Source organism: Flavobacterium rarum (SeqCode) (assembly GCF_965234445.1).
GTDB classification, from domain to species: Bacteria; Bacteroidota; Bacteroidia; order Flavobacteriales; family Flavobacteriaceae; genus Flavobacterium; species Flavobacterium rarum.
Window position 1 is genome coordinate 1 of record NZ_OZ248482.1, and the last position, 26,959, is coordinate 26,959.

The 26,959-nt window shown below is 34.4% G+C and carries 32 protein-coding genes and 1 pseudogene; 7 read left to right on the plus strand and 26 right to left on the minus strand.

What is annotated here, in order from left to right:
- The 18 genes and pseudogenes from AC8GF4_RS05160 to AC8GF4_RS05245 form a co-directional block, all read right to left on the minus strand.
- A pseudogene (locus tag AC8GF4_RS05160) lies at nt 1-611 on the minus strand (hypothetical protein); the annotation flags it as partial.
- Nucleotides 612-620: 9 nt separating this feature from the next.
- Entirely contained in the window at nt 621-1,040 is a 420-nt protein-coding gene (locus AC8GF4_RS05165; protein ID WP_506593154.1) for a hypothetical protein, read from the minus strand.
- 2 nt (nt 1,041-1,042) lie between these two features.
- Nucleotides 1,043-3,598, minus strand: coding sequence for a zincin-like metallopeptidase domain-containing protein (locus AC8GF4_RS05170; protein ID WP_506593156.1), 2,556 nt, complete (start codon nt 3,596-3,598; stop codon nt 1,043-1,045).
- 1 nt (nt 3,599) lies between these two features.
- A complete protein-coding gene (locus AC8GF4_RS05175; protein ID WP_064714434.1) occupies nt 3,600-4,082 on the minus strand; it encodes a hypothetical protein in 483 nt (160 codons plus the stop codon).
- Between the two features lie 19 nt (nt 4,083-4,101).
- Nucleotides 4,102-4,656, minus strand: coding sequence for a hypothetical protein (locus AC8GF4_RS05180; RefSeq protein WP_506593158.1), 555 nt, complete (start codon nt 4,654-4,656; stop codon nt 4,102-4,104).
- Nucleotides 4,657-4,658: 2 nt separating this feature from the next.
- The gene (locus AC8GF4_RS05185; RefSeq protein ID WP_506593159.1) at nt 4,659-4,997 is read right to left on the minus strand and encodes a hypothetical protein; all 339 of its coding nucleotides are present in this window, start codon (nt 4,995-4,997) and stop codon (nt 4,659-4,661) included.
- Nucleotides 4,994-5,623, minus strand: coding sequence for a glycosyl hydrolase 108 family protein (locus AC8GF4_RS05190; protein ID WP_506593160.1), 630 nt, complete (start codon nt 5,621-5,623; stop codon nt 4,994-4,996). Before AC8GF4_RS05190 ends, AC8GF4_RS05185 begins: the two co-directional genes overlap by 4 nt.
- A gap of 102 nt (nt 5,624-5,725) precedes the next feature.
- Nucleotides 5,726-6,352 carry a peptidoglycan-binding domain-containing protein gene (locus AC8GF4_RS05195; RefSeq protein ID WP_506593161.1) on the minus strand — a complete coding sequence of 209 codons (627 nt, stop codon included), beginning with the start codon at nt 6,350-6,352 and terminating at the stop codon, nt 5,726-5,728.
- A gap of 8 nt (nt 6,353-6,360) precedes the next feature.
- Nucleotides 6,361-6,783 (minus strand): hypothetical protein, encoded by a 423-nt coding sequence (locus AC8GF4_RS05200; protein ID WP_506593163.1) that lies wholly within the window; start codon nt 6,781-6,783, stop codon nt 6,361-6,363.
- Nucleotides 6,783-7,178 (minus strand): hypothetical protein, encoded by a 396-nt coding sequence (locus AC8GF4_RS05205; protein ID WP_506593150.1) that lies wholly within the window; start codon nt 7,176-7,178, stop codon nt 6,783-6,785. Before AC8GF4_RS05205 ends, AC8GF4_RS05200 begins: the two co-directional genes overlap by 1 nt.
- Nucleotides 7,179-7,190: 12 nt before the next feature.
- Nucleotides 7,191-7,394 (minus strand): hypothetical protein, encoded by a 204-nt coding sequence (locus tag AC8GF4_RS05210; protein ID WP_064714427.1) that lies wholly within the window; start codon nt 7,392-7,394, stop codon nt 7,191-7,193.
- Nucleotides 7,382-8,149: a hypothetical protein gene (locus AC8GF4_RS05215; protein WP_506593164.1), complete on the minus strand. Its 768-nt coding sequence runs from the start codon at nt 8,147-8,149 to the stop codon at nt 7,382-7,384. Before AC8GF4_RS05215 ends, AC8GF4_RS05210 begins: the two co-directional genes overlap by 13 nt.
- Nucleotides 8,137-8,454, minus strand: a complete 318-nt coding sequence (locus tag AC8GF4_RS05220; RefSeq protein ID WP_506593165.1) for a hypothetical protein — start codon at nt 8,452-8,454, stop codon at nt 8,137-8,139. Before AC8GF4_RS05220 ends, AC8GF4_RS05215 begins: the two co-directional genes overlap by 13 nt.
- 10 nt (nt 8,455-8,464) lie before the next feature.
- Nucleotides 8,465-8,827: a hypothetical protein gene (locus AC8GF4_RS05225; protein WP_342691464.1), complete on the minus strand. Its 363-nt coding sequence runs from the start codon at nt 8,825-8,827 to the stop codon at nt 8,465-8,467.
- A gap of 67 nt (nt 8,828-8,894) precedes the next feature.
- Nucleotides 8,895-9,467 carry a hypothetical protein gene (locus AC8GF4_RS05230; RefSeq protein ID WP_269223623.1) on the minus strand — a complete coding sequence of 191 codons (573 nt, stop codon included), beginning with the start codon at nt 9,465-9,467 and terminating at the stop codon, nt 8,895-8,897.
- 93 nt (nt 9,468-9,560) lie between these two features.
- Nucleotides 9,561-10,133: a hypothetical protein gene (locus tag AC8GF4_RS05235; RefSeq protein ID WP_506593167.1), complete on the minus strand. Its 573-nt coding sequence runs from the start codon at nt 10,131-10,133 to the stop codon at nt 9,561-9,563.
- Between the two features lie 26 nt (nt 10,134-10,159).
- The gene (locus AC8GF4_RS05240; protein WP_506593168.1) at nt 10,160-10,705 is read right to left on the minus strand and encodes a hypothetical protein; all 546 of its coding nucleotides are present in this window, start codon (nt 10,703-10,705) and stop codon (nt 10,160-10,162) included.
- A gap of 10 nt (nt 10,706-10,715) precedes the next feature.
- Nucleotides 10,716-11,423 (minus strand): hypothetical protein, encoded by a 708-nt coding sequence (locus AC8GF4_RS05245; protein WP_506593169.1) that lies wholly within the window; start codon nt 11,421-11,423, stop codon nt 10,716-10,718.
- 466 nt (nt 11,424-11,889) lie between these two features.
- Between AC8GF4_RS05245 and AC8GF4_RS05250 the strand changes: the two genes are divergently transcribed.
- The 7 genes from AC8GF4_RS05250 to AC8GF4_RS05280 all read left to right on the plus strand — a co-directional run bounded on the left by AC8GF4_RS05250 (nt 11,890) and on the right by AC8GF4_RS05280 (nt 22,936).
- Nucleotides 11,890-13,548, plus strand: a complete 1,659-nt coding sequence (locus AC8GF4_RS05250; protein ID WP_506593170.1) for a site-specific DNA-methyltransferase — start codon at nt 11,890-11,892, stop codon at nt 13,546-13,548.
- Nucleotides 13,549-13,565: 17 nt separating this feature from the next.
- The gene (locus AC8GF4_RS05255; RefSeq protein ID WP_506593171.1) at nt 13,566-14,564 is read left to right on the plus strand and encodes a virulence RhuM family protein; all 999 of its coding nucleotides are present in this window, start codon (nt 13,566-13,568) and stop codon (nt 14,562-14,564) included.
- Nucleotides 14,565-14,611: 47 nt separating this feature from the next.
- Complete coding sequence (locus tag AC8GF4_RS05260) at nt 14,612-15,676, plus strand: AAA family ATPase (protein WP_506593172.1); 1,065 nt, start codon at nt 14,612-14,614, stop codon at nt 15,674-15,676.
- 1 nt (nt 15,677) lies between these two features.
- Nucleotides 15,678-16,328: a DUF4276 family protein gene (locus tag AC8GF4_RS05265; protein ID WP_506593173.1), complete on the plus strand. Its 651-nt coding sequence runs from the start codon at nt 15,678-15,680 to the stop codon at nt 16,326-16,328.
- A 148-nt stretch (nt 16,329-16,476) separates the two neighbouring features.
- Nucleotides 16,477-19,170, plus strand: a complete 2,694-nt coding sequence (locus tag AC8GF4_RS05270) for a DEAD/DEAH box helicase (protein ID WP_506593174.1) — start codon at nt 16,477-16,479, stop codon at nt 19,168-19,170.
- A gap of 111 nt (nt 19,171-19,281) precedes the next feature.
- The gene (locus AC8GF4_RS05275; protein WP_506593175.1) at nt 19,282-21,120 is read left to right on the plus strand and encodes an ATP-dependent nuclease; all 1,839 of its coding nucleotides are present in this window, start codon (nt 19,282-19,284) and stop codon (nt 21,118-21,120) included.
- A complete protein-coding gene (locus AC8GF4_RS05280) occupies nt 21,113-22,936 on the plus strand; it encodes an ATP-dependent helicase (protein ID WP_506593176.1) in 1,824 nt (607 codons plus the stop codon). The genes AC8GF4_RS05275 and AC8GF4_RS05280 overlap by 8 nt, the downstream gene beginning before the upstream one ends.
- A gap of 359 nt (nt 22,937-23,295) precedes the next feature.
- Here AC8GF4_RS05280 and AC8GF4_RS05285 read toward each other — a convergent pair whose 3' ends face one another.
- The 8 genes from AC8GF4_RS05285 to AC8GF4_RS05320 form a co-directional block, all read right to left on the minus strand.
- Nucleotides 23,296-23,457: a hypothetical protein gene (locus AC8GF4_RS05285; protein WP_506593177.1), complete on the minus strand. Its 162-nt coding sequence runs from the start codon at nt 23,455-23,457 to the stop codon at nt 23,296-23,298.
- Complete coding sequence (locus AC8GF4_RS05290) at nt 23,447-23,755, minus strand: hypothetical protein (RefSeq protein ID WP_506593178.1); 309 nt, start codon at nt 23,753-23,755, stop codon at nt 23,447-23,449. Before AC8GF4_RS05290 ends, AC8GF4_RS05285 begins: the two co-directional genes overlap by 11 nt.
- Before the next feature lie 11 nt (nt 23,756-23,766).
- Nucleotides 23,767-24,120: a hypothetical protein gene (locus AC8GF4_RS05295; protein WP_506593179.1), complete on the minus strand. Its 354-nt coding sequence runs from the start codon at nt 24,118-24,120 to the stop codon at nt 23,767-23,769.
- Nucleotides 24,117-24,341: a hypothetical protein gene (locus AC8GF4_RS05300; RefSeq protein WP_506593180.1), complete on the minus strand. Its 225-nt coding sequence runs from the start codon at nt 24,339-24,341 to the stop codon at nt 24,117-24,119. The genes AC8GF4_RS05295 and AC8GF4_RS05300 overlap by 4 nt, the downstream gene beginning before the upstream one ends.
- A gap of 18 nt (nt 24,342-24,359) precedes the next feature.
- Nucleotides 24,360-26,111: a hypothetical protein gene (locus tag AC8GF4_RS05305; protein WP_506593181.1), complete on the minus strand. Its 1,752-nt coding sequence runs from the start codon at nt 26,109-26,111 to the stop codon at nt 24,360-24,362.
- An 82-nt stretch (nt 26,112-26,193) separates the two neighbouring features.
- The gene (locus AC8GF4_RS05310) at nt 26,194-26,406 is read right to left on the minus strand and encodes a hypothetical protein (protein ID WP_506593182.1); all 213 of its coding nucleotides are present in this window, start codon (nt 26,404-26,406) and stop codon (nt 26,194-26,196) included.
- A 5-nt stretch (nt 26,407-26,411) separates the two neighbouring features.
- On the minus strand, nt 26,412-26,669 hold the full coding sequence (locus AC8GF4_RS05315) for a hypothetical protein (protein ID WP_506593183.1): 258 nt from the start codon (nt 26,667-26,669) through the stop codon (nt 26,412-26,414).
- On the minus strand, nt 26,666-26,845 hold the full coding sequence (locus tag AC8GF4_RS05320) for a hypothetical protein (RefSeq protein WP_506593184.1): 180 nt from the start codon (nt 26,843-26,845) through the stop codon (nt 26,666-26,668). Before AC8GF4_RS05320 ends, AC8GF4_RS05315 begins: the two co-directional genes overlap by 4 nt.
- Nucleotides 26,846-26,959: the final 114 nt, after the last annotated feature.

The window sequence follows — 26,959 nt, forward strand, 5'->3', positions numbered from 1 at the left end:
ATATAATCCATTAATGAATACCCATCATAGTTTGGACTATACCCAGAATTGGGTTCGAATCGATTGGGAATTGGTCCCGAAGTTCCTGTTCCTGGTACTCCTTGTTCTCCCCTTTCTCCTTGAATACCCTGATCGCCTTTTTCGCCTTTAATACCCTGAAGTCCTTGTTCCCCTTTATCTCCTTTTGTGCCTTGAATGCCCTGTTCTCCTTGGACACCCTGAATTCCTTGTTCGCCTTTTTCTCCTTGGATTCCCTGAATACCTTGTTCCCCTTGGATTCCTTGCTCTCCCTGAATGCCCTGTTCTCCAGTTCCACCATCACAACAATTCTCGGTAAAAAAGAATTTCTCGGATAATTCAATTAAAAAAGCATTGAAGTTTTGAGCCATAATCATCGGTTCACACAATTCAGTAGCTACCTGCAAATAATCCATTACAAAAGGATTGTTTCCAAATGAAGCTTCGGATTGGATTTTAAACATAGAAGAAGACGAAGGAACACCAACCACATTTTGTGCCGGACTAAAAGAGGTAATTAGGAAATTGTCTTGTGTGCGAAACAACAAGACATTTCCGTTTTTATCTTTTACAAATTTTACAATTTTGCTCATACTTAGAAATTAAGCCGCTCTTCTAACTTTTCTTTTTCGAACTACTCTCCTTTTTGGTGTTTTTGCTTTAGCAACTCTTTTTACCACACGTTTTTTTACTGGCTTTTTTGGTTGTATCACTTTGACTACTTTACCGCCTTTGATGTATTTGTAGCCTTTTTTTAGTGTACCATCTACTTTCAAGCCAGTGGCCTTTACTACTCTAGTACACACGGTTTTTAAACCTCTCACACTTGGTTTTTTTAATCCTGCTTTCATAATTTCAATTTTAGTTTTAAGTTCTTTTTTACTTTGGTCAGCTAAATCAATTAAGGCTTGCCAAGCTTTCTGTTCCTTTATAGATTTAGCTTCGTTTCTTTTAAATCTAAAGGCATTGGATTGTTTGGTTTCAAATAACAATCTAGCTTCGAGTTGTTTGATCGTTTCCATACTTAATTTACGCTAAATGACAATCGTCTTTTACTAGTGGATACGGTTGGTGCTTCTGTTTCTGTTCCACTTCGCATCAATCGCTTATTGAAAATATTGAACTTCAAGCCGTCCAAAGGTTTGTCTTGATAACGGTTTTTGTCTGCATAGACATAATTCTCTCGGTAATCGGATTTCTTTTCGGTAAATAAAACAATATCCGCATCAAATTGACTTTTGCTACCGCCACGCATTTTTCCATCGGTAGTTTGCTGAAAAATCACTAGAAACAATTTACCATCGTGTTTTTTTCGCAAGTCTTTATCTACCTCAAAACCTTTGTGCATTTCTTGCATTTTAGTAAAGCTATCAATGACAATCACATCGTTTTTGGCAATGAGTTGTTCTAAATCCTGTAGCGATTTCACTTCGGGAGCTTCAATATGATTCAAAGCTTTGGCATTTAAATATTGCTCTGCTTTGTCAAAATATAAATTACTCTCAGGATGCTCTTCGATACTGGCATGACCCACTTTGTAATTTTGTGCCATAGCATTCATAAACTGAAAAGCCATTCTGGTCTTCATCGAGCCTTGTCCGCCTGTTAACGAAATCACTACACTTTCTTTTTTCTTGCGTTCAATTTGACCTAAAAACTGCACCATTTCTGTATTGTCAATCCTAAAATAATTGACGTTTTTAGATTTGTTTGCCATTTTATAAGCCAAAGTGTTTCGGTTAGATTTGTTTCCTTTAACCACTCCAAAAAGCGCATATTGCCCGCCTTCGATTTTTGGTTCCTCTACCGTTTCAATTTTATCAACTGTTGGTTTTGGTTTGGCAACTTTCTTAGTTGTTTTAGTCTTCACCGACATATCAATAATTTTCTTAGGCTTTCTGTTATTACCTTTAATGAGTTCTTTCAAAGCCATAACAAATTGCTTAGTTTCTAAATACACCCAAATTTGGTCTTCCTTTTTACCTGCTTGCATTTCTGCAACTACAAAAATTTTGGTTTTGGTGTTGTAGTTGATTATTAATCCATCTACATTGATTTTTCCAAAACTTCTCGGCTCAAAAACCACTTCGTTACTTTCTTTATATTCCGTGGCTTTAAGTTCAATTTTATGCATCATCAAAAATCCATTTCCAATATCTCTTAAAGAAGCAATTGCATTCGTATCGATTTTTGGTATTGGCTTTTTAACTGTCTTTTTTACTTTGGATTGGGTTGACTTTTTTGATGGTATTACTGATGCTTTTTTTGAGGTTGGCGCTTTTGAAGCGCGCTTGGTTACTGTTTTTCTTACTTCCCCTTTTTTATTCAAAAGTTCTTTTACAAACAAGAAATCACCATTAGCATCGGGTTGCAAAATAAAGTCTGCTGCTTTTTGAGCTTGGCTACTGGCTTTCATCAAGAAACGATTGTCGTTTTCTAAATTTGGTAACAACACATCGTTCCATCCTTTCAAATAGCCTGCATGGTTTTTATTGGTGTAAAACATAATCCCTGCTTGTGCCGATAAAAAAACGGCTCCAAACTCTGCAATCAACTCTTCAAAAGCATATTCAGCCGACCCAAATTCATTGGCTAAATCTCTTTTCAATCGACTAAAGTGTCCTGTACTGTGGCTTAACTCGTGGAAATAGGTTCTATAAAAATCCTCTGAAGTTTTGAATTTTGACAATTCAGGCATACTTAACAAATCCTTTGCTGGAACATAAAAAGCTCTGCTTCCTGTAAATCGAATTTCAGGTTGTGGCTTGGGATAGTTTCTCACTATCGCTTCGGCTACTTCAATTTTCTGATTGTTTCCAGTTTCTATTTCATTGTTCACTACTTTGCCTAACAACGGAAAATTTTCTAAATCAAAATCGATTCCTTCTATATCTTGTCCGTTGAAGACATTGTAGTATTTCAAGAAATAGACTGTCTTTTTATCGCCTTTCTCTAATTTGTTATCTTCAATTACCGAATTCAATCTTTCAATTTCAGCATCGGAATATTCTTTGTCGTAGGTTGAATAATAAATCACACGATACCCATGACTTCCTTTTTTGATTTTCCCGCCTTTCTCTTGAATTTGCTTGAACGTCAAAAAATAAGGATTATCCAACATCCCAAAAAGCGGAGACAACATCACCACATTTACACCTCGATAGGCTTTTTTGGAAATGAAATTATAAGGAACCAAATAGCCTTCTTCTTTCCAAGCTCTTTTGTAATCGCCTTTGTTAGCATCCTTGATTAAATCAATCATGCGCTTGGTCACCATATCATAGATTTCATCGGGAGAAACGGGTTTTCCCAATCCAATATCTTCGGATTCAGGAATAAAATCCAAACCATTCAACAAGCCTGTATGTCCTTGAACATCCACACCATTTAACCCAAAAGCGGATTCGGTATGTTGCAATTCAATTAAAAAAGTATCGGCTGTATAGGCTTGCAACACTTTTCTAATTCGGTTAGAAATAGTGGAATTTTGCTCTTTTTCGGATTTTACTAATAAGCTTTCAAGTGTTTCTCTAGTAATCACTTTCCCGTTTAAGTTGTTGAATTCTTCTGCTAAAGTCATATTATGAAAGTGTATAATCGATTCCTAAAATGCTTACTACGGCTTCTGTTCTAATCTCGTTTATTTTGAAACCATCATTTCGTAAAATGGTGATTGCGGTGGTAATAGCGGTTTGTAAATCTAGTTTTACAGGGATTTCTTTGAGTATGATATTGGAATTGGCTGGAATATTGATCGAGTTAATATTCACTTCGGAACTCCCAAAAAGCATATTTCTTTTGTCATAAAACAAAATGCGTTTTAAGGTCACGGCAACAATATTGGCATCAAAATTCACTTGGGTTGGATTAACCATTTTCAAATCCAAAAGAAACGTCACAAAGGGAACACCATCATTCCATTTGACATCAAACTTTTTGAAAGCCACTGGATACACTTTCACGAATTGAAACTGCTCAATGATTTTCTTGATTTTATTGCCCAATAAAAAATAGCCAACTACTGCCACTATACCCACACCGATGATAATTTTTCGTACACTCATTTTGTGATTATTAAAACAATTACACCCAAACTTTAGCTACTCGCCACACCAAAACACCAAGACTTATACCTCCCAAAATCGCCAAAATCTTAACCCAAATGGGAATGTATTTCACAGGCACTTGAACTTTTTCTTTTTCAATGGCTATGGCGTTTGTGGTTTTGTTACTCGCTGACTTTTCGCTTTGGGTTTGCACCATTTTCTGCCAACCCACGATCACTTTTTTTATGGTATCGTAATAAATACCCATTGCATTATCTCCTGATTTCTTTTTGCTATTGAGCTGCATCAAAAGTTGGTCAAGGGTCATTTGTGTGATGCTATCACATTCGGGTTTTAGGGTTTTCACTTTGAAAACCTGAATAAATAAACTATCTAAAACGGCTTGGTTGACAACCGTTACTTTCAAGCTATCCGCTTTGTAGGTTACCACTCGTTCGATGGTATGTGTTTTTTCTAGGGGTTTTGAAGCGCACCCATTCATTAAAAGGGTAAGCAAGAAAACTAAACCCAAAACCAATAGCGTTTGCAAAAAGGTTTTTAATGGATTCTCGGATTGATAATTTGGATTCATGGTTATCTAAATTTTGCTTTTATGACACTTTTTAGCACATCAAAAAAGCTACTAATTAAGTCTTCAACCTCACTATGAATTAAGGTGGAAAAGGAACCTCCCCAAGCACAAATGACATAGGTTAGAATTTTATTCAAATTCAAATACTGGTCGCAAACAGCATATACCGAGAAAGCCACAAAAAAACTCATAATGCCTTCAGCAAGAAACCAACTCAACGTAGGCCTTTTACCCTTGGAAATGGCATTATACACTTTGGTAAAAACGCCAGCCAAAACCACAATGAGAAAAAGGAAATAATCCTGATATTCTTTGATACTATTTAAGAAGGTACTTTTCATTTTTGGAATGCTTTTTTGTTAGTAAATACGAGCCAATCCCAAGCGTAGCTATAACTAGACTTGGCAGAAGCAGTTGGGTGATTATTCGGTTTGGGCTTTTTTTTTTCGAAAACAAAACGAGACAAACGATTGAGCCATCCTCTTAAATTTACACCGCCCAAGCTTCGGTAATACTTCTCTCGGGATTTTTTTAATTCGAAATGCAAAAACTTTGGATTCGATGCGTTTATGAGCGCAATGGTATCTCTTGAAATCTTGCTGTCTACTTTTATTTTGGCTCCAAATCGGTCTTTCAACACTTGCTTGACAAACATTCGTTTTCCCGAGTTGAAATAATGATCTACAATAAGATTCGCCACCGATTGATTTTCAATTTCATCGGCATTGCAAGCATCCCAGTAATATTTTTTAGCAATCAAAACCGCTGTAGATAAAGGCAGATTTTTCATATCGCTTACCGTTGGCGGGCGTTTGATATACGTTTCATAAACGGGTGCTGATATTCCGTACTTGGTCCCCACCATTTGCCCAAGGGAATTGGTATTGCCTTTACGGTCGGAAATTTTGTTTTGATACCCTCCTTCCGCTTTTAGTAATTCGGGTAGAAATAAATTGAAATTTGCCATTACAATACTACTTTTTGTGGTTCACTGTTTTTATTTCCCATGAGCAACAACAATCCAATGATGGCTACTGCTCCGAGTACAACTTTGGTTTCTGAGTTCATCTTAATATGGTTTTACGGCATTGCCATTCACAAAATAATACACCCCATTACGGTTGATTAAATATTGACCGCCCACTTTTGAAGCGACAAACACGCCGATATGTTCTCCATAATCAAAGCTTCCACCGATAAAAGGCTTGGTTCCTGTATTGAAATAAGTTCCTTCGGCTGTTTTTTGGGCATTGAAAACGCTCACATCATTTTGAATCGCCATTACTTTTTGTCCTTTTTTGGGCAAAACAAAAGCGGTTGGTTGTGCTTTACTGGCTACTTTCTTTTTAGCATATCCATTGAGACTGATTTTGGTCACTCCCTTTTTGGCCAATAGTGCTGCTTTGGTCATATTTCCAAAATCACCATCAATTTTAACGCCCAACAAACGTTGCAATTCTCGCACTTCAAGCCCTTTACTTCCTTTAAACAATAGTTTGTTTTTGTCTAAAACGGCTCCAACTACGGGTTGTTGAATGGTTACTTTTGGGGTTGATGGTGCTACGGGTTCTGGAGTATAAACCATCAAATCCTCTTCGGCTTCTTTTTTCTTTTTCTTCCAATACAGAAAACCTAAAATTCCCGCTCCAACTACTGCTGTTCCTAGTAGTACTTTATTTTCTTTGCTCACTTTCATATTCTACATTATAAATACATTGGAAATTTTTTTCGCAACAAATGATAATCAGCATCATTCAGTTCTTCTCTCAACCAAGTTTTCAAAGGCAATGGAGTTCCGCCAATGGTATTGTACCCCAAATAGCGGTTGTAATTCCTAAGTCCAAACGCTTTACTAATTAATCCGAATTGGGCTTGTGTAACACCTGTTAGTTCCTCAATGATGGTTTGTTCGTCTGTTCCTGTGTAAATGTTCATGGCATTGTACAAGGCTGTGGCTTTTTGACTGGCTGAAAAAACTGGAATCATATTCACATCGCCTTCATCAATATATTTAGTTCCTCCACCTAAAACCGATTGTCCGTTTTTGTTCTTCTTGGTTAGAAAAAAAATCCCTGTTCCAATAACCAAAACCGATACGCCTAGTAGTATTTTCGTTTTATTTGTCATTAGAAAAATCCTTTTATTAAAAATCGCAACTTGGCAATGTCGGTTTCATTGAACTGATCTTGCAACCATTCTACTAAATTCATCTTAACCAACGTGGCACTTCTTCGCTCTCCAAACTCATTGTACACCATAATAAACCCGTTGTGATTCAAACCTGTTAAGTTGTTCTCTACGGTTTTGTAATTGGCTCCAAAACCCAGCAATGCCGTGTAAATGGCTTCGGCTCTTGCTTTGGCTTGGGTTACATTGATATTGCTTGGTTTGTATCTTTTGTCGGCTAGTAACTGTTGGAATCCTTTGAAAATTTTATAGTAGGCAAAGGCAAAAATTCCGCCCAAGAGTGCCACTTTCAAAACGGTCATTCCTGTTGGGCTCAACCTCATTGTACTTTCCATCTTCCTTTTGTTTTATGCCGTTAAAAACCCTTTTATCATCTCAAAATTGGTTTTCAATTGGGTGATGGCTGATTTATTTTTGGATAGTTCCGCCAACTTGGTCAATACTTCTGCATCGAGTTTGGCGAGTTCTTTGATTGCCGATGTCTTTGGTTTTAACTCAAAAGGGGTTTTGGCAACCACTTCGATTTGAATGCTTTGTTTTACGCTTCCCATAAGTGATGTTTTTTTAATAATTCTGCTAATTCATTCGAGAATTCAGCATTAGAATTCAATCCGTTGTTGATGTTATCTAGGACGTTTACCACTGAATCGTCTATGTTTTGCAAAGCCGTTGCAAATTGTTTTTTAGCTGGCGAAGTGAAACTTTCCACTGCATTTCCCAAACCTACAGGCGGTGTACCTTTGACAAAACTCATTAAAGCGGGCAATTGCTGAATGGCTCCTAACAACATTTCTTGATTGCCTTTGCTTTTGTTGATGTCATATTTGGATGCCAAGCGTTCTTCTTTCAGCTCTTCATTTTGCTTTTTGAACTCTTTATTTTCGGCTTTCAAGACTTCATTTTCGGTCAACAATCGTTGGGCATCGCCTTTGGCTACAAATAAATTAATCATGTCCAGTGTTCCTAAACCATACGAATTCTGAAAAAAATCAGTTGGCTGTTGTGGCACATTGGGTGCTTGAGGTGCTGGTATTGGTTCCGAAGTATCTTTTGAAAAATTGACTTCAAAACTTTGACCATCAATTTTGAACGTACTTCCGTTTTTGCGCTTCAAACTCAAACTTAATCGCTTGTGACCGTTGGCAAAAAGGGTTTCAAAAAACTGTTCTGCCGTTCCTTCATCAGCTGTGATTTCAGCATGGGTTTTGTTGCGAAACACAAATGAATTGGTATCTAAATCGAAAACCGAAACTGCCGAATACTGGTCGGTGTTTAATTTTTCTATGAGATGATCTAATTCCTGCATCGTATTAATTTTTTATAGACAATATCTAGTTCTTTTTTGTTCCAACTGAATTTTGAAAATTCACTCGAACCATTGGTATCCGTTGGTGCAAATCGAATGGACAATTCCACTTTTGAAGTTGAACCATCCGAGACTACAATCGTTAATCGCTCCTTACTAGCCAATTCCAAATCATTTATAAATACAGGCACAAATCCATTATTGATTACTTGCAAAGTAGTTACATCATCAATGGTGATGTCCTGATCTTTTTTGAGTTTTAAAAAAACTACTCCTGTTGTAATTATTAGGATGTCTTGTTTCATTTGAGTGGTCTTAACAGCTAGATGGATTTATCTTGTACATCAAAATCAAATGAAAATAGGTGTCTTTATCTACTGATTTTGCCGTCTTTGCTTTGAAAGTGAAGGTTTTGGATTCGGTATCAAAAAGCAAGGGTTTGTAACTATCCTCAAATCCTGCGCCTTCTCTTCGTTTCCAATGATTCACGTGAGTAGGTTTTGAAAACGCTACGCCACTATCATCATAAATTCCAAACTCGGCAAAATTATCAGGGTCGTTGTGGTTGGTATGCAATTCGGCTCCCAGTATAAAACCCACATCTAAAGCCGTGGTAAGCATTGCTTCATTTCCTTCGGTTGGAATCAATAAATTGATTACTTTTTCTCTTACTGCCATAGTGAATAGTGTTGAAAAAAAGCCGTAAACATTACGGATACGGCTTTATAAATTGAACCTTTACGGATTAAACTTGCGCTTGGTGTGCTCTTACTTCAATTCGAATGTTGTACTCTTGGTCAGCCGGAACGGAAACACCTTTTGGGTATTCGATTTCCATTTCAAACTCCATATTCGAACGAATCAAAGGCGAAGTGGATAAACTTCTGAAAGAAGACACAAATCCATCTTGACATAAATCGGTGATTGGCATATCTACCAATTGATTTCTGTCTTGGTTAATTCGGAACTCAGCTCCTAAAAAGGCTTTAGGCAAACTGTTTTGTCCTGTAATGCTCCATGGACTTACCCAAGTTTCATTCTTCAAATCGTCGGAACCCGTGGCTCCCACCAAAACACGCATGCTATCCAAAATGTAGTCACGGCCTGCGTTTAATTTGTTTCCATCAATGTTGGTAATTCCAACTTCTCTTCTAGTGTTGACATCTACTAGATTTACAATACCTGCATTTCCTTTGATCTTCACATTTAAGTAAAGAGTTTTGTCGGTCAATTTTAATTGCCCTACTCTTGGAATTCCACCATTTCTTTTAGCCTTGATTGTCGCTACCGCTGACGCTAATTCTACTCTTCTAGTCATTTGATTGTTTTTTGATTGATGATTGATTGTTTTCCTCACCCCCGACCCCTCTCCAAAGGAAAGGGGAGTCAAGATTTAGTTTGTTTGTTTTTGCTATTGGTATAATTCCGAATACAAATCTTCTTCATCGGAACCGTTAAGACCGCTTTCGTCTTCCATTCCGTAAATATTGGCTTCTGGTCCTTGCAATCCGTGGTCGTACAATTCGTCTTCCAATGCGCCATTAAGACCGTTATTCATTTCAAAAACATTTCCTGCTTCGTCTATGAAAGTGCCGTTCAAGCCGTTTTCATCGTACTGGTAAATTTGACCATCGCCTCCCATGAAAGTACCTTGCAAACCTTCGTCACAAGGACAAGCCAAGCCTACAGCTCCTTTGATAAATCGGGTGGCTTTACTATCGCCTGTAAGTTTGCTACTCAAACTTTTATCGGCTATTTTTTTGATTCCTGTCAAGGCTTGCACCACAGCTGAACCCATCAAAGCACCTTTCAAAAGATTATCTTTTGTGGATGTTCCTCTGACTTTTGTGGCTCCAAAAGCCGAAGCTCCTGCCAAAACGATATTGATAATCGGACTTTCGGATTGGGGTAATAAAGTGCTAACGCCATTTGATACCGCACCTCCAACAACTCCACCACCAATGATTGCTACTTCTTTATTCATCTTACTTTTATTGATTTAATTACGTTTTACTTTTTTGTAGCCATGTAAATTCCTCCGCCCAAAACCAACGCGCCCACTACATAAAGCATGGTGTTGTCTTTTGGTTTTTGCTCAACGGGTTTAATGGGCATTAACTCGCCAACGGGTTCTTTCTCAGTCGTACTGCTTTCACTTACTTCACTTTGATACGAACTCGTATCGGCACTTTGCCTTTGTTCATTCCCCATTTCAGGGGTTGCAAATGAAGCAGGCGTGATCTCGTTTACCGTGGTCAATTGTGGTCTCGGACGGTTCTTAATCGTATCTACCACTTGTTTTCCAATAGGTGTTTTTGACAATTGCACCGCCTTAGTTACGGCCTTGGATTTGGCTACTTTTCGAACCAATCTACCCGTTTTAGAATCCATTAGTTTGGAAGCTACGCCACCGCCAACAGGAATAAAACTCGCTGCTATAGGTGCAGCAAACTTCGCTACCTTGATTGTGTTTTTTAAGCTCACGTCTCGAAGCCTAATTTTTCTCAGGAACTTGGATTTTCCTAATCCTACTCCGCCATCATTTATAATTATCATACTGCATAGTTTAATTTGATTTTCCAAATACAAACGCTCCTCCAATTACCGCCACAATAGCCGATACCACCACCACATTTGAAGAAGGCTTTGCAAAGAAATGCGGTTTCTTTGCAACGGTTTTGCGATTGCCTTTGGGGGCATTCAATCCAAAATGAGGTAAATTAACTTCGGTGTCGTGTGCCATGGTATGTATGGGTTCTCGGTTATTATTCGTCGTTCCGTCAATGATAAAATAGCCTTCGCTTATGTTGCCTGTTTCCTGATTCAAAGGCACAATGACATACACGTGGGTAAATAAATCAGGGCGAAAACTCGGTTGTTTTATTTGTCTTATGTAATGTCTAATCCCTAAATTCACTAGCAAACAACTGGCAAAAATCGAATAGGTTTTGCAATCAACTCCTTCGGTTCGTTGCTTGAATGCACAGGCTGGACTTCTTAAATTTTGCTCCATGCCATCCGCCTTGTACTGAATGTGATGGTACAAAAACCAATAGATTTTGTCGCAGGTTTCTTTTAAAGTCTCCTTTTGCAAAAGCGTTGCAACTTGTTTGGTTTGGTCGTTGTACTTAACTACCATTTCCTTTATCATCCGAACGGTATCAAAAGTATTGCCGTTGCCTAATTTTGTTTTATCACAAGCAACTTTAGGAAACAACGGCTCGTACTCTTGACCGCCTAATAGTTTTCGTTGTAACAAGCTATCAATGTCCATTTTCGTTTCGTTCTTGCATAGCGTATCAGGCTTTCTTTTGTTTCTTGAACTCAAAGATCAAAAGCTTTTATTTAGGAATTGGAGGGTTGGAGAGGATGCAACGGCTTTGCAAAGGATGGGGTAAAGTTGCAAAGGGTTTGCAAAGGGTTTATGAAATTTATTGTTCAAACAACCCTCTTTTACTTCAACTATACTATACTTCATTTAACAGAAATAAGTAATAAAAAAGCTATATTTTATATTTTATATAAATAATCTTATGCACTTTTTTTTGGGTTATACTGCCCACGATATTCAAGTAACTTCCTTTTACAATCAATTGCATTTTTGTATGTTTGTTGATTGGCACTAACATATTTTGCAATTAAGTTATAATTTATGTTAGTGTAAGAAAAAAAATGAATTGTGCCGACACTGTCGACACAATTCAAATGCAAAAAAATCATAACAAAACTAGCGACTCGCAATGCCTACATTAAACTGGATCGGAAAAGAAAAAGTAATCAACCATCACCAAGACGTACCCTACAAAATACTAGAGCCACAATATAGCTTTGCTGATGGTGTACAACAATCTGAACCTAACGAAAGTGGCAACAAAATCATTCATGGTGACAACCTCGAAGCCCTAAAAAGCCTATTGCCAGAATATGAAGGCAAAATAAAATGTATTTATATTGACCCTCCTTACAACACAGGAAACGAAAGTTGGGTGTATAACGATAACGTAAACCATCCTAAAATCAAGAAATGGTTAGGCGAAGTAGTAGGTAAAGACGGAGAAGATTTAACACGCCACGACAAATGGTTGTGTATGATGTACCCAAGATTAAAACTATTACACAAACTATTAGCAAAAGACGGAGCTATTTTTATTAGTATTGACGATAATGAACAAGCATATTTGAAGTTGCTTTGTGATGAGATTTTTGGCGGAAATAATTTTGTAGGGAATATTGCAGTTGTAAATAATTTCAAAGGGAGAAGCGATGATAAATTTGTTGCAACTGCACACGAGAGTTTATTAATTTTTCACAAAGGGAATTTTATTACGAATGGTGTTGTGGTTCCAAATGAATACATAGATGAATATAAACTAAATGATGAAAAAGGTTTTTTTAGATTACAAGGACTAAGAAAAAGAGGATCAGGTGCTTTAAGGGAAGACCGACCTAATATGTTCTACCCTTTTTATTATAATGAAAAAAATAAAACCCTTTCCTTGAATAAGATAACAAATGATGATATTGAGATATTACCAAAATTATCTGATGGAAAAGATGGAAGATGGCGATGGGGTAAAGACACAGCAAATGAAAGGATTGATGAACTTTTATCTCAAAAGGTCAAAACAAGAAATGAATATGATGTATTTCAAAAAGATTATTTAGAAAAAGAAGGAGTAAACAAAAGGATAAAACCAAAATCATTTTGGCACGGTTCAGAATTTTCGAGCGAAGCTGGAACACTGCAATTAAAAAAAATATTTCAAGAAAAAACTTTTGACACTCCTAAATCAGTTGATTTTATAGAATATTGTTTGCAACAAGCAACTGACAAAGACTCATTAATCCTTGACAGTTTTGCGGGTTCAGGAACAACAGCCCATGCAGTCTTGAATTTGAATAAACAAGATGGCGGAAATAGAAAATTCATTTTGATAGAAATGGAAGATTACGCCAATACTATTACTGCCGAAAGAGTGAAACGAGTAATTAATGGCTATGGTGAAGACAAGAAAAAAACAGAAGGCACAGGAGGAAGTTTTGATTATTATGAGTTGGGCGATCCCTTGTTTTTGGAGGAAGAGGTACTTAATGAAGCTGTAGGGTTAGAAAATATTTTAAAATACATTTGGTATTCCGAAACAAGAACATCTTACAACCCAACAGCGCATTCACTTGTAAAAGAAAACTATCGCATAGGTTCAAAAGACCAAACAGATTATTATTTTTATTACATTAAAGATGCGATTACAACGGTAGATTATGATTTTATGGCCAAAATAAAACACAAAGCCAGTCAATATATCATTTATGCAGATAACTGCTTACTCGAAAAAGATTTTATGCTAAAGCATCACATCATTTTCAAAAAAATTCCGAGAGATATAACGAGGTTTTAGACTATACTATTTGAATTATGGAAGAAGGATTAAGTAAATTTATATTATATACCGCACCAAGCGGAGAAATTCGGGTAGATGTTTTATTGAAAAACGAAACCGTTTGGTTGTCTCAAAAGGCAATGTCAATACTTTTCGATTGTTCTGCTGATAATATTTCCTTGCATTTAAAAAATATTTTCGAAATCAATGAGTTGGAAGAAAATTCAGTTACCGAGGTTTTCTCGGCAACTGCATCTGATGGGAAAAATTACAAAACTAAACACTACAATCTCGATGCCATAATTTCGGTGGGTTACCGAGTAAATTCGGTAAAAGCCGTTCAGTTCAGAAAATGGGCGACGCAAACCTTAAAAGAATTTATAATCAAAGGTTTTGTGCTTGATGATAATAGATTGAAACAAGGGCAAACTCTTTTTGGTAAAGATTATTTTAAAGAATTACTACAAAGAGTACGTTCTATCCGTGCGAGCGAAAGAAGAATATACCAACAAGTAACCGATATTTTTGCAGAGTGCTGTATCGATTATGATAAAAATTCAGAAATAACAAAGAACTTTTATGCAATGGTTCAGAATAAATTTCATTTTGCAATCACTGGTAAAACAGCAGCTGAAATAATATCTAAAACAGCAGATAGCAAAAAGGAAAATATGGGATTAACCTCTTGGAAAAACGCACCTGCTGGACGAATACTAAAGTCAGATGTTATTGTTGCTAAGAATTATTTGCAAGAAAAAGAAATCAAGCAATTAGAACGAACTGTTACAAGCTATTTCGATTATATTGAAGGCTTAATAGAAAGAGAGAATACTTTTACAATGCAAGGGTTAGCTAGTAGTGTTAACAAATTCCTTACTTTCAACGACTACAAAGTCTTAGAAGGAAAAGGAAAAATGAAAAAGATTACCGCTGACAAAAAAGCGATAAAAGAATACGATACGTTTAACAAAACTCAAAAAATCATTTCCGATTTCGACAAAGTGGTCAAGGGATTGGGGAAAGGAAAAAAATAGTTTTTGAATGCTTGCATTTTTAAAATAATAATTTCAAATCTAACAAAATGGATTATATAGAAATAAAAGGATACAAATCTATAAAGGATACAAAAATAGAACTCAAACCTATTAATATCCTTATTGGATCAAATGGTGCAGGAAAGAGTAACTTATTGTCTTTTTTTGAATTTCTAAACAACCTTTACGAAGGGAAATTAAAAGAATATGTAGCACTAAATGGAGGTGTTGAAAAAATGCTTCATAAAGGCGAAACAAATAGTATCGAATTATATTCTAAAATTGGTTTTAATAAAAATCATTATTCGTTTAATCTTAAAAAGGGCGACCCTCATTTTATCTTTACTTCCGAAATTTTATGGTATGACAGTCATTATTTTGGGTCTCCAATAGAAATATGTAATTATGATACCGAAGCGGAATTACGATACAATACAAAACCAAGAGCGCAATATATCAGAGAATATTTAGATAGTTTAAAAAAATACCATTTTCACGATACTGGCAAAAATTCTCCTTTCAATTTACCGTCTAATGTACATAAGGACTCTTTTATGCTGTATAACGATGGTAGAAATTTAGCAGCAATTTTGTTCCGAATCAGAGAGGAAAGACCAAAAACATACCGACGTATTAAAATGGTAATTCAAAGAATTGCTCCATACTTTAACGACTTTTTTTTAACTCCAGACAATGAAGGGACTATTCGCTTGTTTTGGCAAGACAAATACAGTTCTTTTATTTATGGTGTAAATGATTTGTCCGATGGTACTATACGTTTTATTGCTTTAGCAGTTTTGTTTATGCAACCCATTCTGCCTAAAACAATTATCATTGATGAACCTGAATTAGGTTTACATCCATGGGCAATTGGTATTTTGTCAGGAATGATACAAGGAGCTGCAAACGACGATTGTCAAATTATAATGGCGACTCAATCTACCGATTTAATTAATAATTTCAATCCCGAAGATGTTTTAACGGTTGACCAAATGCAAGGAAAAACAGAATTTACAAGACTCAGCAGAGAAAATTTATCTTTATGGTTAGAAGATTATGCATTAGGTGATTTATGGAAACGAAATATTATTAATTCAGGACAACCTCAATAGTATGAAGAAAATTTTTATTATTTGCGAGGGTTATTCTGAATTAGCATTTTGTAAAGACATTTTAGAACCTCATTTAAAAAAATTTCAGATAGCCTTATATTATGAATTAACGGCTCAATCCAAGGATGGAGGAATAACGAAATGGGTAAACATAAAAGATCAAATCAATAAAATAAATCAAGAATATCCCGAAGCCACGATTACAACCTTTTTGGATTATTATGGTATAGACAAAAGTCATAAATTTCCAAATTGGGCAGATTCAAAATTAATATCAGATAAGACAGCCCGAATGGAACTCTTAGAAAAAAGCATGGGTTTTGATATTGTAGCCGAGATAAAATTTATCCCTTACATTCAATTACATGAATTTGAGGCACTTGTTTTTTCTGACTACAATGCTTTCGAACTGCTTTATGACGAAGAGGAAGCAGATTTATATGCTCTCAAAAAAATATGTGATGATTATCTAAATCCAGAAGATATAAATGACAGCACTGTTACAGCTCCTTCTAAAAGATTAATTAGGCACATTCGTAGATTTAATAAAAAACAATCGGGTATTGATCTATTGTCTGTTATCGGATTAGAAAGAATCAGAAATAAATGCCTAAGATTTCAAAATTGGATTTCAAAATTAGAAACTATTTAAAGTGGTCGAATTCGACCACTTTAGAAAACAAAAAGTTATAAAAAGCAAAAAACGCAAAGCATCTAGGCTTGCGTTTCTCGATTTCCTTCATCCAAACGGTATGAAGAACTCAATGCAAAAACAGGAATAAAAAGCAAATAAAAAATAAATGGAGTTAAAATCCTATCAGCAACAAGTAATTACTGATCTAGAATTATTTTTAGAATACCTTCAAAAGTATGCTAACCCAGCAAAAGCCTTCAAACACTATTGGGAAGACAAAGTTGGACCATACGAATTAAAGCTTGATGGTACATATAGCGGAATGGTTCCCTACAAAGACAACATTCTTAATACACCACACATAGCAATAAAAGTTCCAACCGCTGGAGGAAAAACATTTATTGCCTGCAATGCCATACACTCTATTTTTAGTACTTATGACAGTAGCAGACCAAAAGCGGTGGTTTGGTTAGTGCCATGGAGTAACTTATTACAACAAACAGCCTCAAGTTTATCTGATTCATCTCATCCTTACCGCCAAAAATTAAACACTTTATTTAATCATAGTGTGGAAGTGTATGAAAAAGAAAGTTTGTTGCAAGGAGCTAATTTTAATCCAACATCCGTTTCCGAACAGTTGAATATTTTTGTATTCAATTTTAGTAGTTTACGAATTAATTCCAAGAAAAAAGACGACCGAAAAATATACCAACAAAACGGCTCCTTGGAAGCATTTAGAGATACTGTTGTTGAGCAAGATTTGGTTTTACCTGACACTGACGAAAGTGCTTTAATCAATATTATTCGAAGTCTAAATCCATTGGTTATTGTTGATGAAAGTCATAATGCCGAAAGTGATTTGAGTGTTGAAATGTTGCAAAATTTGAATCCATCATTTGTATTAGATTTAACCGCTACGCCAAAAAAGAACAGCAATATTGTTAGTTATGTCAATGCTATCGAATTGAAAAAAGAGCATATGGTAAAATTACCAGTTATTGTCTATAACCACAGCCGCAAAGAAGAAGTAATCAATAGTGCTTTACATTTACAAAGACAATTAGAACAGCTAGCAATTCAAGAATCTTTAGAAGGTGGCAAAAAGATAAGACCAATTATTCTTTTTCAGGCACAATCCAATATTAAAGGAAGTGACAATACAACCTATACTAAGATTAAAGAGAAACTAATTGAGTTAAAAATTCCTGAAGAGCAAATCAAAATAAAAGTAAGTGGTTTAGATGAGTTGAAAGGAATCGACCTAATGGATGAAAATTGCCCAGTTCGATACATTATTACAATCAATGCACTAAAAGAAGGATGGGATTGTCCATTTGCCTATATTTTGGCTTCATTAGCAGACAAATCATCAGCAGTAGAAGTAGAACAAATTTTAGGGAGAGTATTGCGTCAGCCTTATGTATTAAAGCATAAAGAACCCTTATTAAATTTGTCTTTTGTTTTAACAGCTTCTGCTAAATTCAATGAAACCTTGGATAATATTGTCAAAGGACTGCAAGATGCAGGATTTAGCAATAAAGACTATTATGCCGAAGAAATTATCCCTGAAAACAATGTTGCGCCAATATCAGACAAGGAAGCCTTAGATAGAGATTTGTTTGGAACTTCAAACGAAGACAAATCTAGTGAACAGTTTGATGATAACGATATTACAAATATCAATATAGGTGCAATTCAATTTGATCCTTTAGAAAAAGAGTTTACACCCACTGCGAATTCAACAATAAATCAAATTACTCAAAAAGCTATCGAACAAGGAAATGCATTTGATACAAGATTAAATGAAGACACAGGAGATAGTACCGAATACCTTTTAAGAGAAATGGGAAAAGAACCAAAACGTTACAAAATAGTTGAACATTTTCATCAAGTAGCCGAAAATATAGAGTTACCTCAGTTTTACAAAAAATTAGATACAGATGTTTTAAGTCGCGAATTAATTTTTGACGAATTAAGTCAAGGAGAAGTTTTTTTGAATAGAGACCAGTTATTAAGTACCTTCAAATTGTCTTCAAAAGATATTGAAATTGATTTTAACAGTGTTAGTGCCGACATTGTAAAGGTCGATTATGATGAAGTTCGTAAAGATGCTATAATTTCTAAATTTAGTATTCAAGCAAAAAAAATATTGATTGATACCATTGTAGCCAAACCAAAGGAAAAGCAGGTTAAAGATATTACAAGTATAATGGTGGGTAAAATTGGTAATATGACACCAATTCCAGAACAAGAAATCAAGAAATACATCGAGCGTATCTTCAGTGAATTTTCTACAGAAGAGATTATTGATGCGGTAAACAATGAATACAATTACGTCTACAAAATAAAAGCCAAGATTTTAGAATTATCAAACCAACATGCAAAAGAAGAATTTAGTAGATTGTTGGACACCAATAAAATAATTGTAAAGCCAAGTTTCAAGTTTAAAGAAACACTAATTCACACAAAAGAAGGGGCTAAAATTGACAAATCACTTTACGAACGTGAAGGCGATATGAATAATTTTGAACAACGTTTGATTATGGATATTGCTTCACAAGAAAATGTTTTGTTTTGGCATAGAAATTCAGTAACCAAAGATAAAGGATTTTATCTAAACGGTTTTAGCAACAATCACTACCCCGATTTTATTCTTTACACACAAAAACAAAACATCATTTTAGTGGAAACCAAAGGCGATTTCCTAGACAATGATGACAGTAAAGCAAAAAATGTTTTAGGCAAAAAATGGGCTGAAAAATCAGGAGAGAACTATAAATATTTTATGGTTTTCGAGAATAAAAACGTTGAGGGTTGTTATACTGCTAAAAACTTTTTAGAGATTGTTAGGGAGTTGTAAACTTTAGGCAGACGATTCTTATTTTTAAATTCATCTGTTTTTCCAAAACCGCCTCCCTTTCATAAGAAAAAGATAATCCGTAAAGACTAATTAAAGTAAAAGAAATTAAATATGGGAATTTTATTAAAGCAAGTAAGAATATACGGTTTTAGAGGACTTGAAAATATTGAGATTGATTTTGAACCTAATACAATTTTAGTAGGGAGTAATAATTCTGGAAAAACAACTCTTTTAAAAGCACTTCAGCTTGCTTTAAGTAATTCTTTATCAATTTCTATTGATGATTTTTTTTATTGTGAAGCAAGAATGTCAAATAAAATAATCATCGATGTACTTATGATTCCGGTTGATGGTGACTTTTTACAAATCGATGAGTTTGAAGATGATTGGCATTCTGTTATAACAACTGATAGAATTACCCTTACAGACGAAGGAAAACAAATTCTTAGTTTCCGAACAATAATTGAAGAAGATCTTTCAAAAAAAACATACAGAAAAAAACAATATATCATTGACGAGTGGGCAAAATTTGAAGATGGAGGTATTTCTTGGTACGAAAACGAATATGATAAAGATTTGAATTTCTATTTTGATGAAATTCCATTTTTCTACATTGATGCTAATAGAGATATATTGGATGATATTAAATCAAAAACCTCTTATTTTGGTAGATTATTATCTACAATAGAATACGATTCCAATGATAAAGAAGCTATTGAAGAATTAATTAAAGAGTTGAATAGACGTACCATAGAAAGTAGTGATGTGCTTTCAAATATAGAATCAACTCTTTTAGATCTTGATACGGCTATGGATAATCCAGAAAACACAGTAAGTCTTACGCCTTTTACAAAGAAATTAAAGGATCTTAACAAAGGTGTTAATATTACTTATTCCGAATTTTCAATGGATTATCACGGAATGGGAACAAGAAGTTGGTCTTCTTTATTGGTGCTAAAATCTTTTTTACAATATTACAAGAGAAAATTTGAAGCAAGTGAAAAGATGTATTTCCCGATTATTGCTATTGAAGAACCCGAATCACACTTGCACCCCAATGCACAAAAGAAGTTATATTCTCAATTAAAATCTATTCCTGGACAAAAAATCATCTCAACACATTCAAGTTATATTGCAGGCTCTGCAGAACTAAAGGAAATTCGCTCATTGACAAAAAATAGTTCAAATGTAGAAATAAAAAAAATTGAAGTTACTGAATTCTCCCCAGAGGATATAAGAAAAATTGAACGACATGTTGTTAATACAAGAGGGGAACTGTTTTTTTCAAAAGCAATAATATTATGTGAAGGTGAAACGGAAGAACAATCACTTCCTCTTTTAATTAAGAAACATTTTGGTAAGGATGTAATTGAGTTAGGTATTGATATAGTTGGTATTGGAGGTGGAGGGAATTATTTTCCTTTCATAAACTTTGCAGAAAAATTAGGAATAAATTGGTATGTTTTAAGTGACGGAGAAATCCCAATATTAAAAAAACTTAAAAAAGATTTAAAGAAACTCACTAATTCAAACGAAGATATTGACTTACTTAATTATAAAAATATTTGTTTTTTTGATGATGGAGATGATTTTGAAAACTATTTATTAAGATGTGGCTTTCAAGACGAAATAGAATTATGCTTGAATGAATTACTACAAGGCAGATTAGAAGATAAAATTATTGAGAAAGATGGAACTCTAAAGAATCGCAATAAAACCGCAAATATTTGTGAAACATGTAATCAAAATATTTTCGAAGATGTTTTGAGAGATTATAACGTTTATGGTGGTCGTTTGTTAGCCTTGAATGATTTACTTTCAGACAGCAAAACCAAATATCCTCCTATATTATCTGAATTAATATATAACAGTGTTAAAGAGATGCCTGCAAAGATTGTTGAACTATTTGAGGAGGTTAGTAAAAAATTAAATCCAACAGGAAATGAATAGCATTAAACTATCTAAAAATCAACAGGAAATTGTAAATCTTGATGGGGGAGCATACTTAATTAAAGCAAGTGCTGGAAGTGGAAAAACGAGAGTTCTAACGGAAAGGATAAAGCGAATAGTTAATATATCTAAGGGAAAAGTATTAGCCATTACTTTTACAAATAAAGCTGGCGAAGAATTAAAAGAAAGACTTGGAACATCTGAAAGGGTAAAAGAAAAAGTTTTTGTTGGTACTTTTCATAGCTTTTGTCAATCAATTTTGGAGTTACGCTTTAAATTATTGGGTTACTCTTCAATGCCACATATTTTTGAAGAAGATTCAGATAGAATTGAGTTGATAGAACAAGCTATTTTTCAAATTCCATATTTTCAAGAGATATATTCCGGTTTAGAGGGAAAACAATTGTTTGAATACAAATACAAAGCTTTGAATTTTATTTCTCAAGTCAAAAGAGAATTAATATCTCCAGAGGAACTTATATCTAATTCTGAAAACGAAGAATTTCGTAATTTATATGAAGAATACCAAGACATATTAGAGTCAAACAATGCTATAGATTTTGATGACCTAATTTTATTAATCTATCAATTATTAATAAATAATGAATCGGTTGCTAATCTTTACCGTAAAACATACGAATATGTGTGTTTAGACGAGGCTCAGGACTTAAATAAATCCCAATATTATCTACTAAAAGCTTTGGTTGGTAATGAGAATAAAAATATAATGATGGTTGGGGATCCAAATCAGGCAATATATCTTTTTAATGGTTCTACCTCCGATTATATGGAGAATGATTTTGTAGAAGATTTTGGAGCAACAGTTTATACACTAACTGAAAATTATAGATGTTCCAGAAGTGTTATTGAAGCATCAAATAAATTAATGGGCTTGCAAGCTGAAGCAGTTAATTACGTAATCGATGGAATTGTTGAAATAAATGGCTTGTTAAATGAAGAGGAAGAAGCAAATTTCGTTGTTGATAAAATCAAAAAGTTAATCGAATTAAAAAAGCATAAAGACATTGAGGGAGAAATTAATTACGATAATATATCAATTTTAGCCAGAAATAAATACGTTTTTAAAAATGTAGAGTCATTGCTAAAAGAAAATAAAATGCCTTATTTTTATAAAAGTGGAAATATAGGTTTGAAATTTAGTAGTACGCTTATGCAAATTTTCGATTACTATTTTCGCATAAAAATAAATCCTTCTGACAAACTCCATTTGAGTAGGCTTGAAAAGTTACTCAATATATCAGATGTATATAATGAAGAAATGATTAAATCATCTAAGTTTCCTGAGTCAATATATTCATTAAGTTTTGTAAATACTCTAACAATAGATAATCTTTCTTTAGAAATTAAAAAGTTTAGAAAATTGTTTGAAGAAAATAAAGTTGATGGTTTAACAGACGATGATAGAAAACTTATTATTGAGGATATAGATGAATTTTATAGTAATTGGAAAACTTATCAAATGAAGAATCAAAAAAGAACTTTGAGCGGTTTTAAAAACTCAATTTCACTAGGGATTACAAATCATCCTAAAAATGAAAATGGTATTACTTTAAGTACTGTCCATACCATGAAAGGTCAGGAAAGTGATATTGTGTTTATAATAGGAATGGATGAAGGTACATTTCCTGATTACAGGGCTGTAAATAAAGGAGGACTTGAATTGCAACAAGAAAAAAATAACGCTTACGTTGCCTTTACTCGCTCCAAAAGATTTTTGTTTGTATCTTATCCTACAAAACGTCTAATGCCTTGGGGTGATTATAAACCAAGGTCTATTTCAAGATTTATCAAATAAACTTTATCGTGCTCACTTTTTAAGCCGACTTTATTATTTACATCAAGAGACAATATCATTCATGGAAAAAATAGGAGGTTTTAAAATTATTGTAAAATTAAAGTAATCAGTAAAAGAAGATATTCTACTTTGATATATCTATTGAATATTTATCATTCAAATTAATTACAAAAACGAATCTTAACTTAATCTGTAGTTTTATTTGTATATTCAATTTGCTTTTGGATCTTATTTTGAAAAACTAAATAATATACTTGTCTTAAAAATTGCCCTAAGTAAAAAACTAAGGGCATGCTTTAACGGTCTCTGGAACCATAGCAAAACCTTTAATTATCCTTTTGAAATTCCTATCGCGTAATTTACTGTTCGTCTTTTATGAAGTTGGAAAGCTTATTAGCGGAGGTTAATTTGGTGTTTTTCGATGGATTCTCTTTTGGGTTTTCGAGAATTCGGATAATAAAATTCCGATTGATAAAAGCATTGGTTGGGTTGCTTGATGCAATGGCGTATTTACGAGACATGGTTGATTTTCTTTAAAAATTGTTTGTTTTTCAGTTCAGCTTCTCGGTATTCATTAAGCTTTATTTTCAACTCTTCTGACAACAAATAGCCGTCAGGAGTTCCGTTTCGGTCAATGAAAATTAAGGCTTCTTCGGTCTTGATGTTTTTGGCATTCAATCGCATACCAGGGGAAATATCTTTTCGGGTTTCGTTGATAATGGAATTGATTTCAATTCGGATACACTTCTCAGGCATTTGGCTCAAATACAACTCTTGCAACTCTTTTTTGTTTCGGATATAGTATAGTGTTTTTAGCATGTTCCTTGGTTTTAATTCAAATTGGTTAGTTGTTGATCGATACTATTTCGGGTTTTCAAAAGGACATTTTTTTGATAGGCATTTAAAAAAGCTATCTCCCAATGACATACAATTAATAGCGCGGTTGCTTCAAAAACTGTCATCCGAACAGAAATACAATTCTTGAAACTCAACTCGATTTTGTTGCGAAGCTTTAAGGATATTCGTCTCAAAATATCTATCAAAATACAACTGACATAAAAATCAAAATTGCCTTTGCCTTTGCAAATTTGCTTTTCGGTTCTTTGCTGAATAAAAGCATTGATTTGTTCTCTTATCACCTCGATTTCGTCTCGGGTACATTTTTTTAATTGAATACTGGTCATAGCTTTTTTTCGGCAATTAGGCTCCCGTTTTCATAGAACTGGATCACATTGGTAATTTTTGCAAGGGCGTGTTTCTCGAATCGTCTTAGCATGCTTTCTATAATGCGTTGTGAATTCCGTTTGTTTTGATTGATTGGCGACCACCAAACCGCATTGTCTTGTTTGCTTTTGGTAAGGATTACCATTTTGATTTTGGAAACTTCGGGTGCAAATACTGGCATAGTTATAATGGAATTAGGTTAAAAATCACTCAAATCATATTGCACAAAATCAGAAGCAGCAACTACTTTTTCATTGCTTTTCAAACACTTTTTTTCAATCATTTGGGGTAGCTTTTCCAAGTAGGTCGCTGGCAAATTCTTTTCGACATAATCAAATAACTGCGGTAGCGTGATTTTGTTTTTGAAAAAGCGGTTGACTTCATTCTCGCATTTTTTAGCGTGATTAATTGCTTCTTTTCTGCGTTGCGCATTACATTCCTGTTTCTTTTTTATGGCTTCGTATTTAGCTTTTCCTTGCAAATGCTCGTTCCACTTAACTTTGGTGTATTCAAAACCGACTTCTTTTGCCGTTTTTCGGGTCATATCAAAATAATCGAAGGGAAATAATGGAGGGAATTCATTTTTTACAAACCATTTTCTAGCCCATTCTGCACGCCAACGCATTTGCTGAATATCGTCCACAATGGAAGCTTTGTTGAAGGCTTCTCCTGTAAAAGCGATCCATTTGTATTCCATATAAAGTGAAATGGCTTTTTTCCATGAACCTGCAAACGGTGTGGAATTCTTGTAGATTTTAGAAATACTCTTGAAAAAATCTTGGATCACCAATTGCCTGAAATCCTCTTTGAGCATCGTTCCCGAATACGCTTCTTTAAACAAATAGCGAATATCAATCGGTTTGTAATTGTTATACTCTTTGTTAGCCAAGTTTACCGCCAATTCCTGAGGGTGCAAAATTAAATTTTGCAGTTTATCCGATAAAGTAGCTTCATTTTTAACAATTTCCGCCCGCGCCACCTCGGTTGGGTTTTGCATCTTGCTGGCTGGTGTTCCTGTAAAAAACAAATGAGAAGGCGTGACCGAAGGGAACTCCCTATTAAAAAGAGAAATGTTTTTCACATTCTCTTTCTTTTGAGATTCATTTAAAGATGTTCTAGTACTCTCATTGTTATCAGGTAAAACTTTCTCGCTTTCAGAGGTAATGTTTTGATTTTCAGTAGTTGTTAATTTTGAGGTCTTGAGGTCTAAAACGGTTAAAATTTCAGGATTGATATGCAATTCTACAGGTCTATTTTGCCCTTTGAATACATAATCGACAAACACGCCACATTCTTCCAAACGCTGTCTATGATTCCGAACGGTTTTAGTACAAAGAGCTAAACTATTCACTCCATTACGCTTCAACTCGGTTACTAAAAACGAATTGATTTTAAATTCCTCTATGGGTCGAATGGCTGTTACTCCCAGCTTCATGTACTGTTCGTTGCGCTTCATCAATTGAGAATTGTAGAGATGGAGCAAATTTTGAAATACCAATTCTGTGGCATACTTAACCGTTTGGATTTTCTTTTTGCAAATAATCATTCCGTATTCATTGCAAAAATCATCTACACTTTGATTAAACGCTCTTGGTTTTAAGGATTGATTTTTCTTTGCAAAAAGGACAGAAAATGATTTCTGAACCTCTGTGAGTTCATTGTTCCTCAGAAACAATCTAACATTGTCGTTGTGTTTATCTATCAATTCATTCTCGGCATTCGTTTTAAAATTATAGCCTACAATGTACTTTCGGTAGTTATCCATAGTGATTGAAAAGGCTTCCATGGTTATTGCAGGATAAACTGCCATGATTCTATTTTTGAGTTGCAAAGAAATTGCAACGGTCGTTGCAATGCTTTCAAGCGTTTTGTTTTTATGGTCTGTGTTTCCAAAACCAAAAAGATGAGAAGCTAATGAAAAAACATTGCTATCTAAAGAGTTATTTTTCATATTGTCAGCATTTATCCTTGCTGTATCGGGCAAATAGTACCCGATTACAACAAAGAATTTTCAGCATTTGCTGGAGGTATTTTTAGGATCTACGTTTGCTCTTGAATTGGGTAGCCAATAAATTTTCGGTTACACTTTCTAAAGTCCAATTCTGTAAGGGTTTTGATTTTCTAATTTTTCGGGTTTCAGGCCTTCCCACTTCTTTATCGATACACAAGGCGAGTTCTTTCAATTCCTCGGGGGAAAGAAAGATTTTTGCATTGTTAAGTATGGATAAAACTTTGGGATTGTTCATTGCCCTTACACTTTAAATAATCGTTGACGTTTGAGTTGTAGTGCTTTTTTGGCTTTTACGGTTTTGTTGACCAATTGCATAATAGCCAATTCTACTTGTTCATTTTCACGCATTCCATTGACAAAAGTGCGGATGCTTTGTCTCGTGTAGTCTTCGCCAATAGCGTTTTTGATTTTCTTTTTTTTCAAATGCAAGGAAATTGTGGCAGAGTACTGCTTTCCTAAAGTTTTAATAATACAGGTTCTTTCTTGGTTGTTAATCATATTTCAAATTGTATTTGGTAACTAAAATCATTTTGTAATTCTTTCAAGTCAGCATTCTCAATTTCAAAATTCCACGGTACATAAATGGTTCGAAGCGTTGCACTATAGCGTAATCCAGCTCTTCTTAATTTTTGATGCAATCGGTATCGTCTATTCCTTTTTGAAGTTCGTATCATATTACCAGTGTACTATTTATACTTTGTGACGAATAATAAATCAATTATCTGCAACATTTTATACCATATAGCAATAAACTGCAATATATATTTGTTACATTTGCGGCTACAATT

Bases quoted from the DNA above. Each gene is read 5' to 3' on its own strand.
- AC8GF4_RS05165 (WP_506593154.1), bottom strand. From the start codon at position 1,040: ATGGAAACGATCAAACAACTCGAAGCTAGATTGTTATTTGAAACCAAA.
- AC8GF4_RS05170 (WP_506593156.1), bottom strand. From the start codon at position 3,598: ATGACTTTAGCAGAAGAATTCAACAACTTAAACGGGAAAGTGATTACT.
- AC8GF4_RS05175 (WP_064714434.1), bottom strand. From the start codon at position 4,082: ATGAGTGTACGAAAAATTATCATCGGTGTGGGTATAGTGGCAGTAGTT.
- AC8GF4_RS05180 (WP_506593158.1), bottom strand. From the start codon at position 4,656: ATGAATCCAAATTATCAATCCGAGAATCCATTAAAAACCTTTTTGCAA.
- AC8GF4_RS05185 (WP_506593159.1), bottom strand. From the start codon at position 4,997: ATGAAAAGTACCTTCTTAAATAGTATCAAAGAATATCAGGATTATTTC.
- AC8GF4_RS05190 (WP_506593160.1), bottom strand. From the start codon at position 5,623: ATGGCAAATTTCAATTTATTTCTACCCGAATTACTAAAAGCGGAAGGA.
- AC8GF4_RS05195 (WP_506593161.1), bottom strand. From the start codon at position 6,352: ATGAAAGTGAGCAAAGAAAATAAAGTACTACTAGGAACAGCAGTAGTT.
- AC8GF4_RS05200 (WP_506593163.1), bottom strand. From the start codon at position 6,783: ATGACAAATAAAACGAAAATACTACTAGGCGTATCGGTTTTGGTTATT.
- AC8GF4_RS05205 (WP_506593150.1), bottom strand. From the start codon at position 7,178: ATGGAAAGTACAATGAGGTTGAGCCCAACAGGAATGACCGTTTTGAAA.
- AC8GF4_RS05210 (WP_064714427.1), bottom strand. From the start codon at position 7,394: ATGGGAAGCGTAAAACAAAGCATTCAAATCGAAGTGGTTGCCAAAACC.
- AC8GF4_RS05215 (WP_506593164.1), bottom strand. From the start codon at position 8,149: ATGCAGGAATTAGATCATCTCATAGAAAAATTAAACACCGACCAGTAT.
- AC8GF4_RS05220 (WP_506593165.1), bottom strand. From the start codon at position 8,454: ATGAAACAAGACATCCTAATAATTACAACAGGAGTAGTTTTTTTAAAA.
- AC8GF4_RS05225 (WP_342691464.1), bottom strand. From the start codon at position 8,827: ATGGCAGTAAGAGAAAAAGTAATCAATTTATTGATTCCAACCGAAGGA.
- AC8GF4_RS05230 (WP_269223623.1), bottom strand. From the start codon at position 9,467: ATGACTAGAAGAGTAGAATTAGCGTCAGCGGTAGCGACAATCAAGGCT.
- AC8GF4_RS05235 (WP_506593167.1), bottom strand. From the start codon at position 10,133: ATGAATAAAGAAGTAGCAATCATTGGTGGTGGAGTTGTTGGAGGTGCG.
- AC8GF4_RS05240 (WP_506593168.1), bottom strand. From the start codon at position 10,705: ATGATAATTATAAATGATGGCGGAGTAGGATTAGGAAAATCCAAGTTC.
- AC8GF4_RS05245 (WP_506593169.1), bottom strand. From the start codon at position 11,423: ATGGACATTGATAGCTTGTTACAACGAAAACTATTAGGCGGTCAAGAG.
- AC8GF4_RS05250 (WP_506593170.1), top strand. From the start codon at position 11,890: ATGCCTACATTAAACTGGATCGGAAAAGAAAAAGTAATCAACCATCAC.
- AC8GF4_RS05255 (WP_506593171.1), top strand. From the start codon at position 13,566: ATGGAAGAAGGATTAAGTAAATTTATATTATATACCGCACCAAGCGGA.
- AC8GF4_RS05260 (WP_506593172.1), top strand. From the start codon at position 14,612: ATGGATTATATAGAAATAAAAGGATACAAATCTATAAAGGATACAAAA.
- AC8GF4_RS05265 (WP_506593173.1), top strand. From the start codon at position 15,678: ATGAAGAAAATTTTTATTATTTGCGAGGGTTATTCTGAATTAGCATTT.
- AC8GF4_RS05270 (WP_506593174.1), top strand. From the start codon at position 16,477: ATGGAGTTAAAATCCTATCAGCAACAAGTAATTACTGATCTAGAATTA.
- AC8GF4_RS05275 (WP_506593175.1), top strand. From the start codon at position 19,282: ATGGGAATTTTATTAAAGCAAGTAAGAATATACGGTTTTAGAGGACTT.
- AC8GF4_RS05280 (WP_506593176.1), top strand. From the start codon at position 21,113: ATGAATAGCATTAAACTATCTAAAAATCAACAGGAAATTGTAAATCTT.
- AC8GF4_RS05285 (WP_506593177.1), bottom strand. From the start codon at position 23,457: ATGTCTCGTAAATACGCCATTGCATCAAGCAACCCAACCAATGCTTTT.
- AC8GF4_RS05290 (WP_506593178.1), bottom strand. From the start codon at position 23,755: ATGCTAAAAACACTATACTATATCCGAAACAAAAAAGAGTTGCAAGAG.
- AC8GF4_RS05295 (WP_506593179.1), bottom strand. From the start codon at position 24,120: ATGACCAGTATTCAATTAAAAAAATGTACCCGAGACGAAATCGAGGTG.
- AC8GF4_RS05300 (WP_506593180.1), bottom strand. From the start codon at position 24,341: ATGCCAGTATTTGCACCCGAAGTTTCCAAAATCAAAATGGTAATCCTT.
- AC8GF4_RS05305 (WP_506593181.1), bottom strand. From the start codon at position 26,111: ATGAAAAATAACTCTTTAGATAGCAATGTTTTTTCATTAGCTTCTCAT.
- AC8GF4_RS05310 (WP_506593182.1), bottom strand. From the start codon at position 26,406: ATGAACAATCCCAAAGTTTTATCCATACTTAACAATGCAAAAATCTTT.
- AC8GF4_RS05315 (WP_506593183.1), bottom strand. From the start codon at position 26,669: ATGATTAACAACCAAGAAAGAACCTGTATTATTAAAACTTTAGGAAAG.
- AC8GF4_RS05320 (WP_506593184.1), bottom strand. From the start codon at position 26,845: ATGATACGAACTTCAAAAAGGAATAGACGATACCGATTGCATCAAAAA.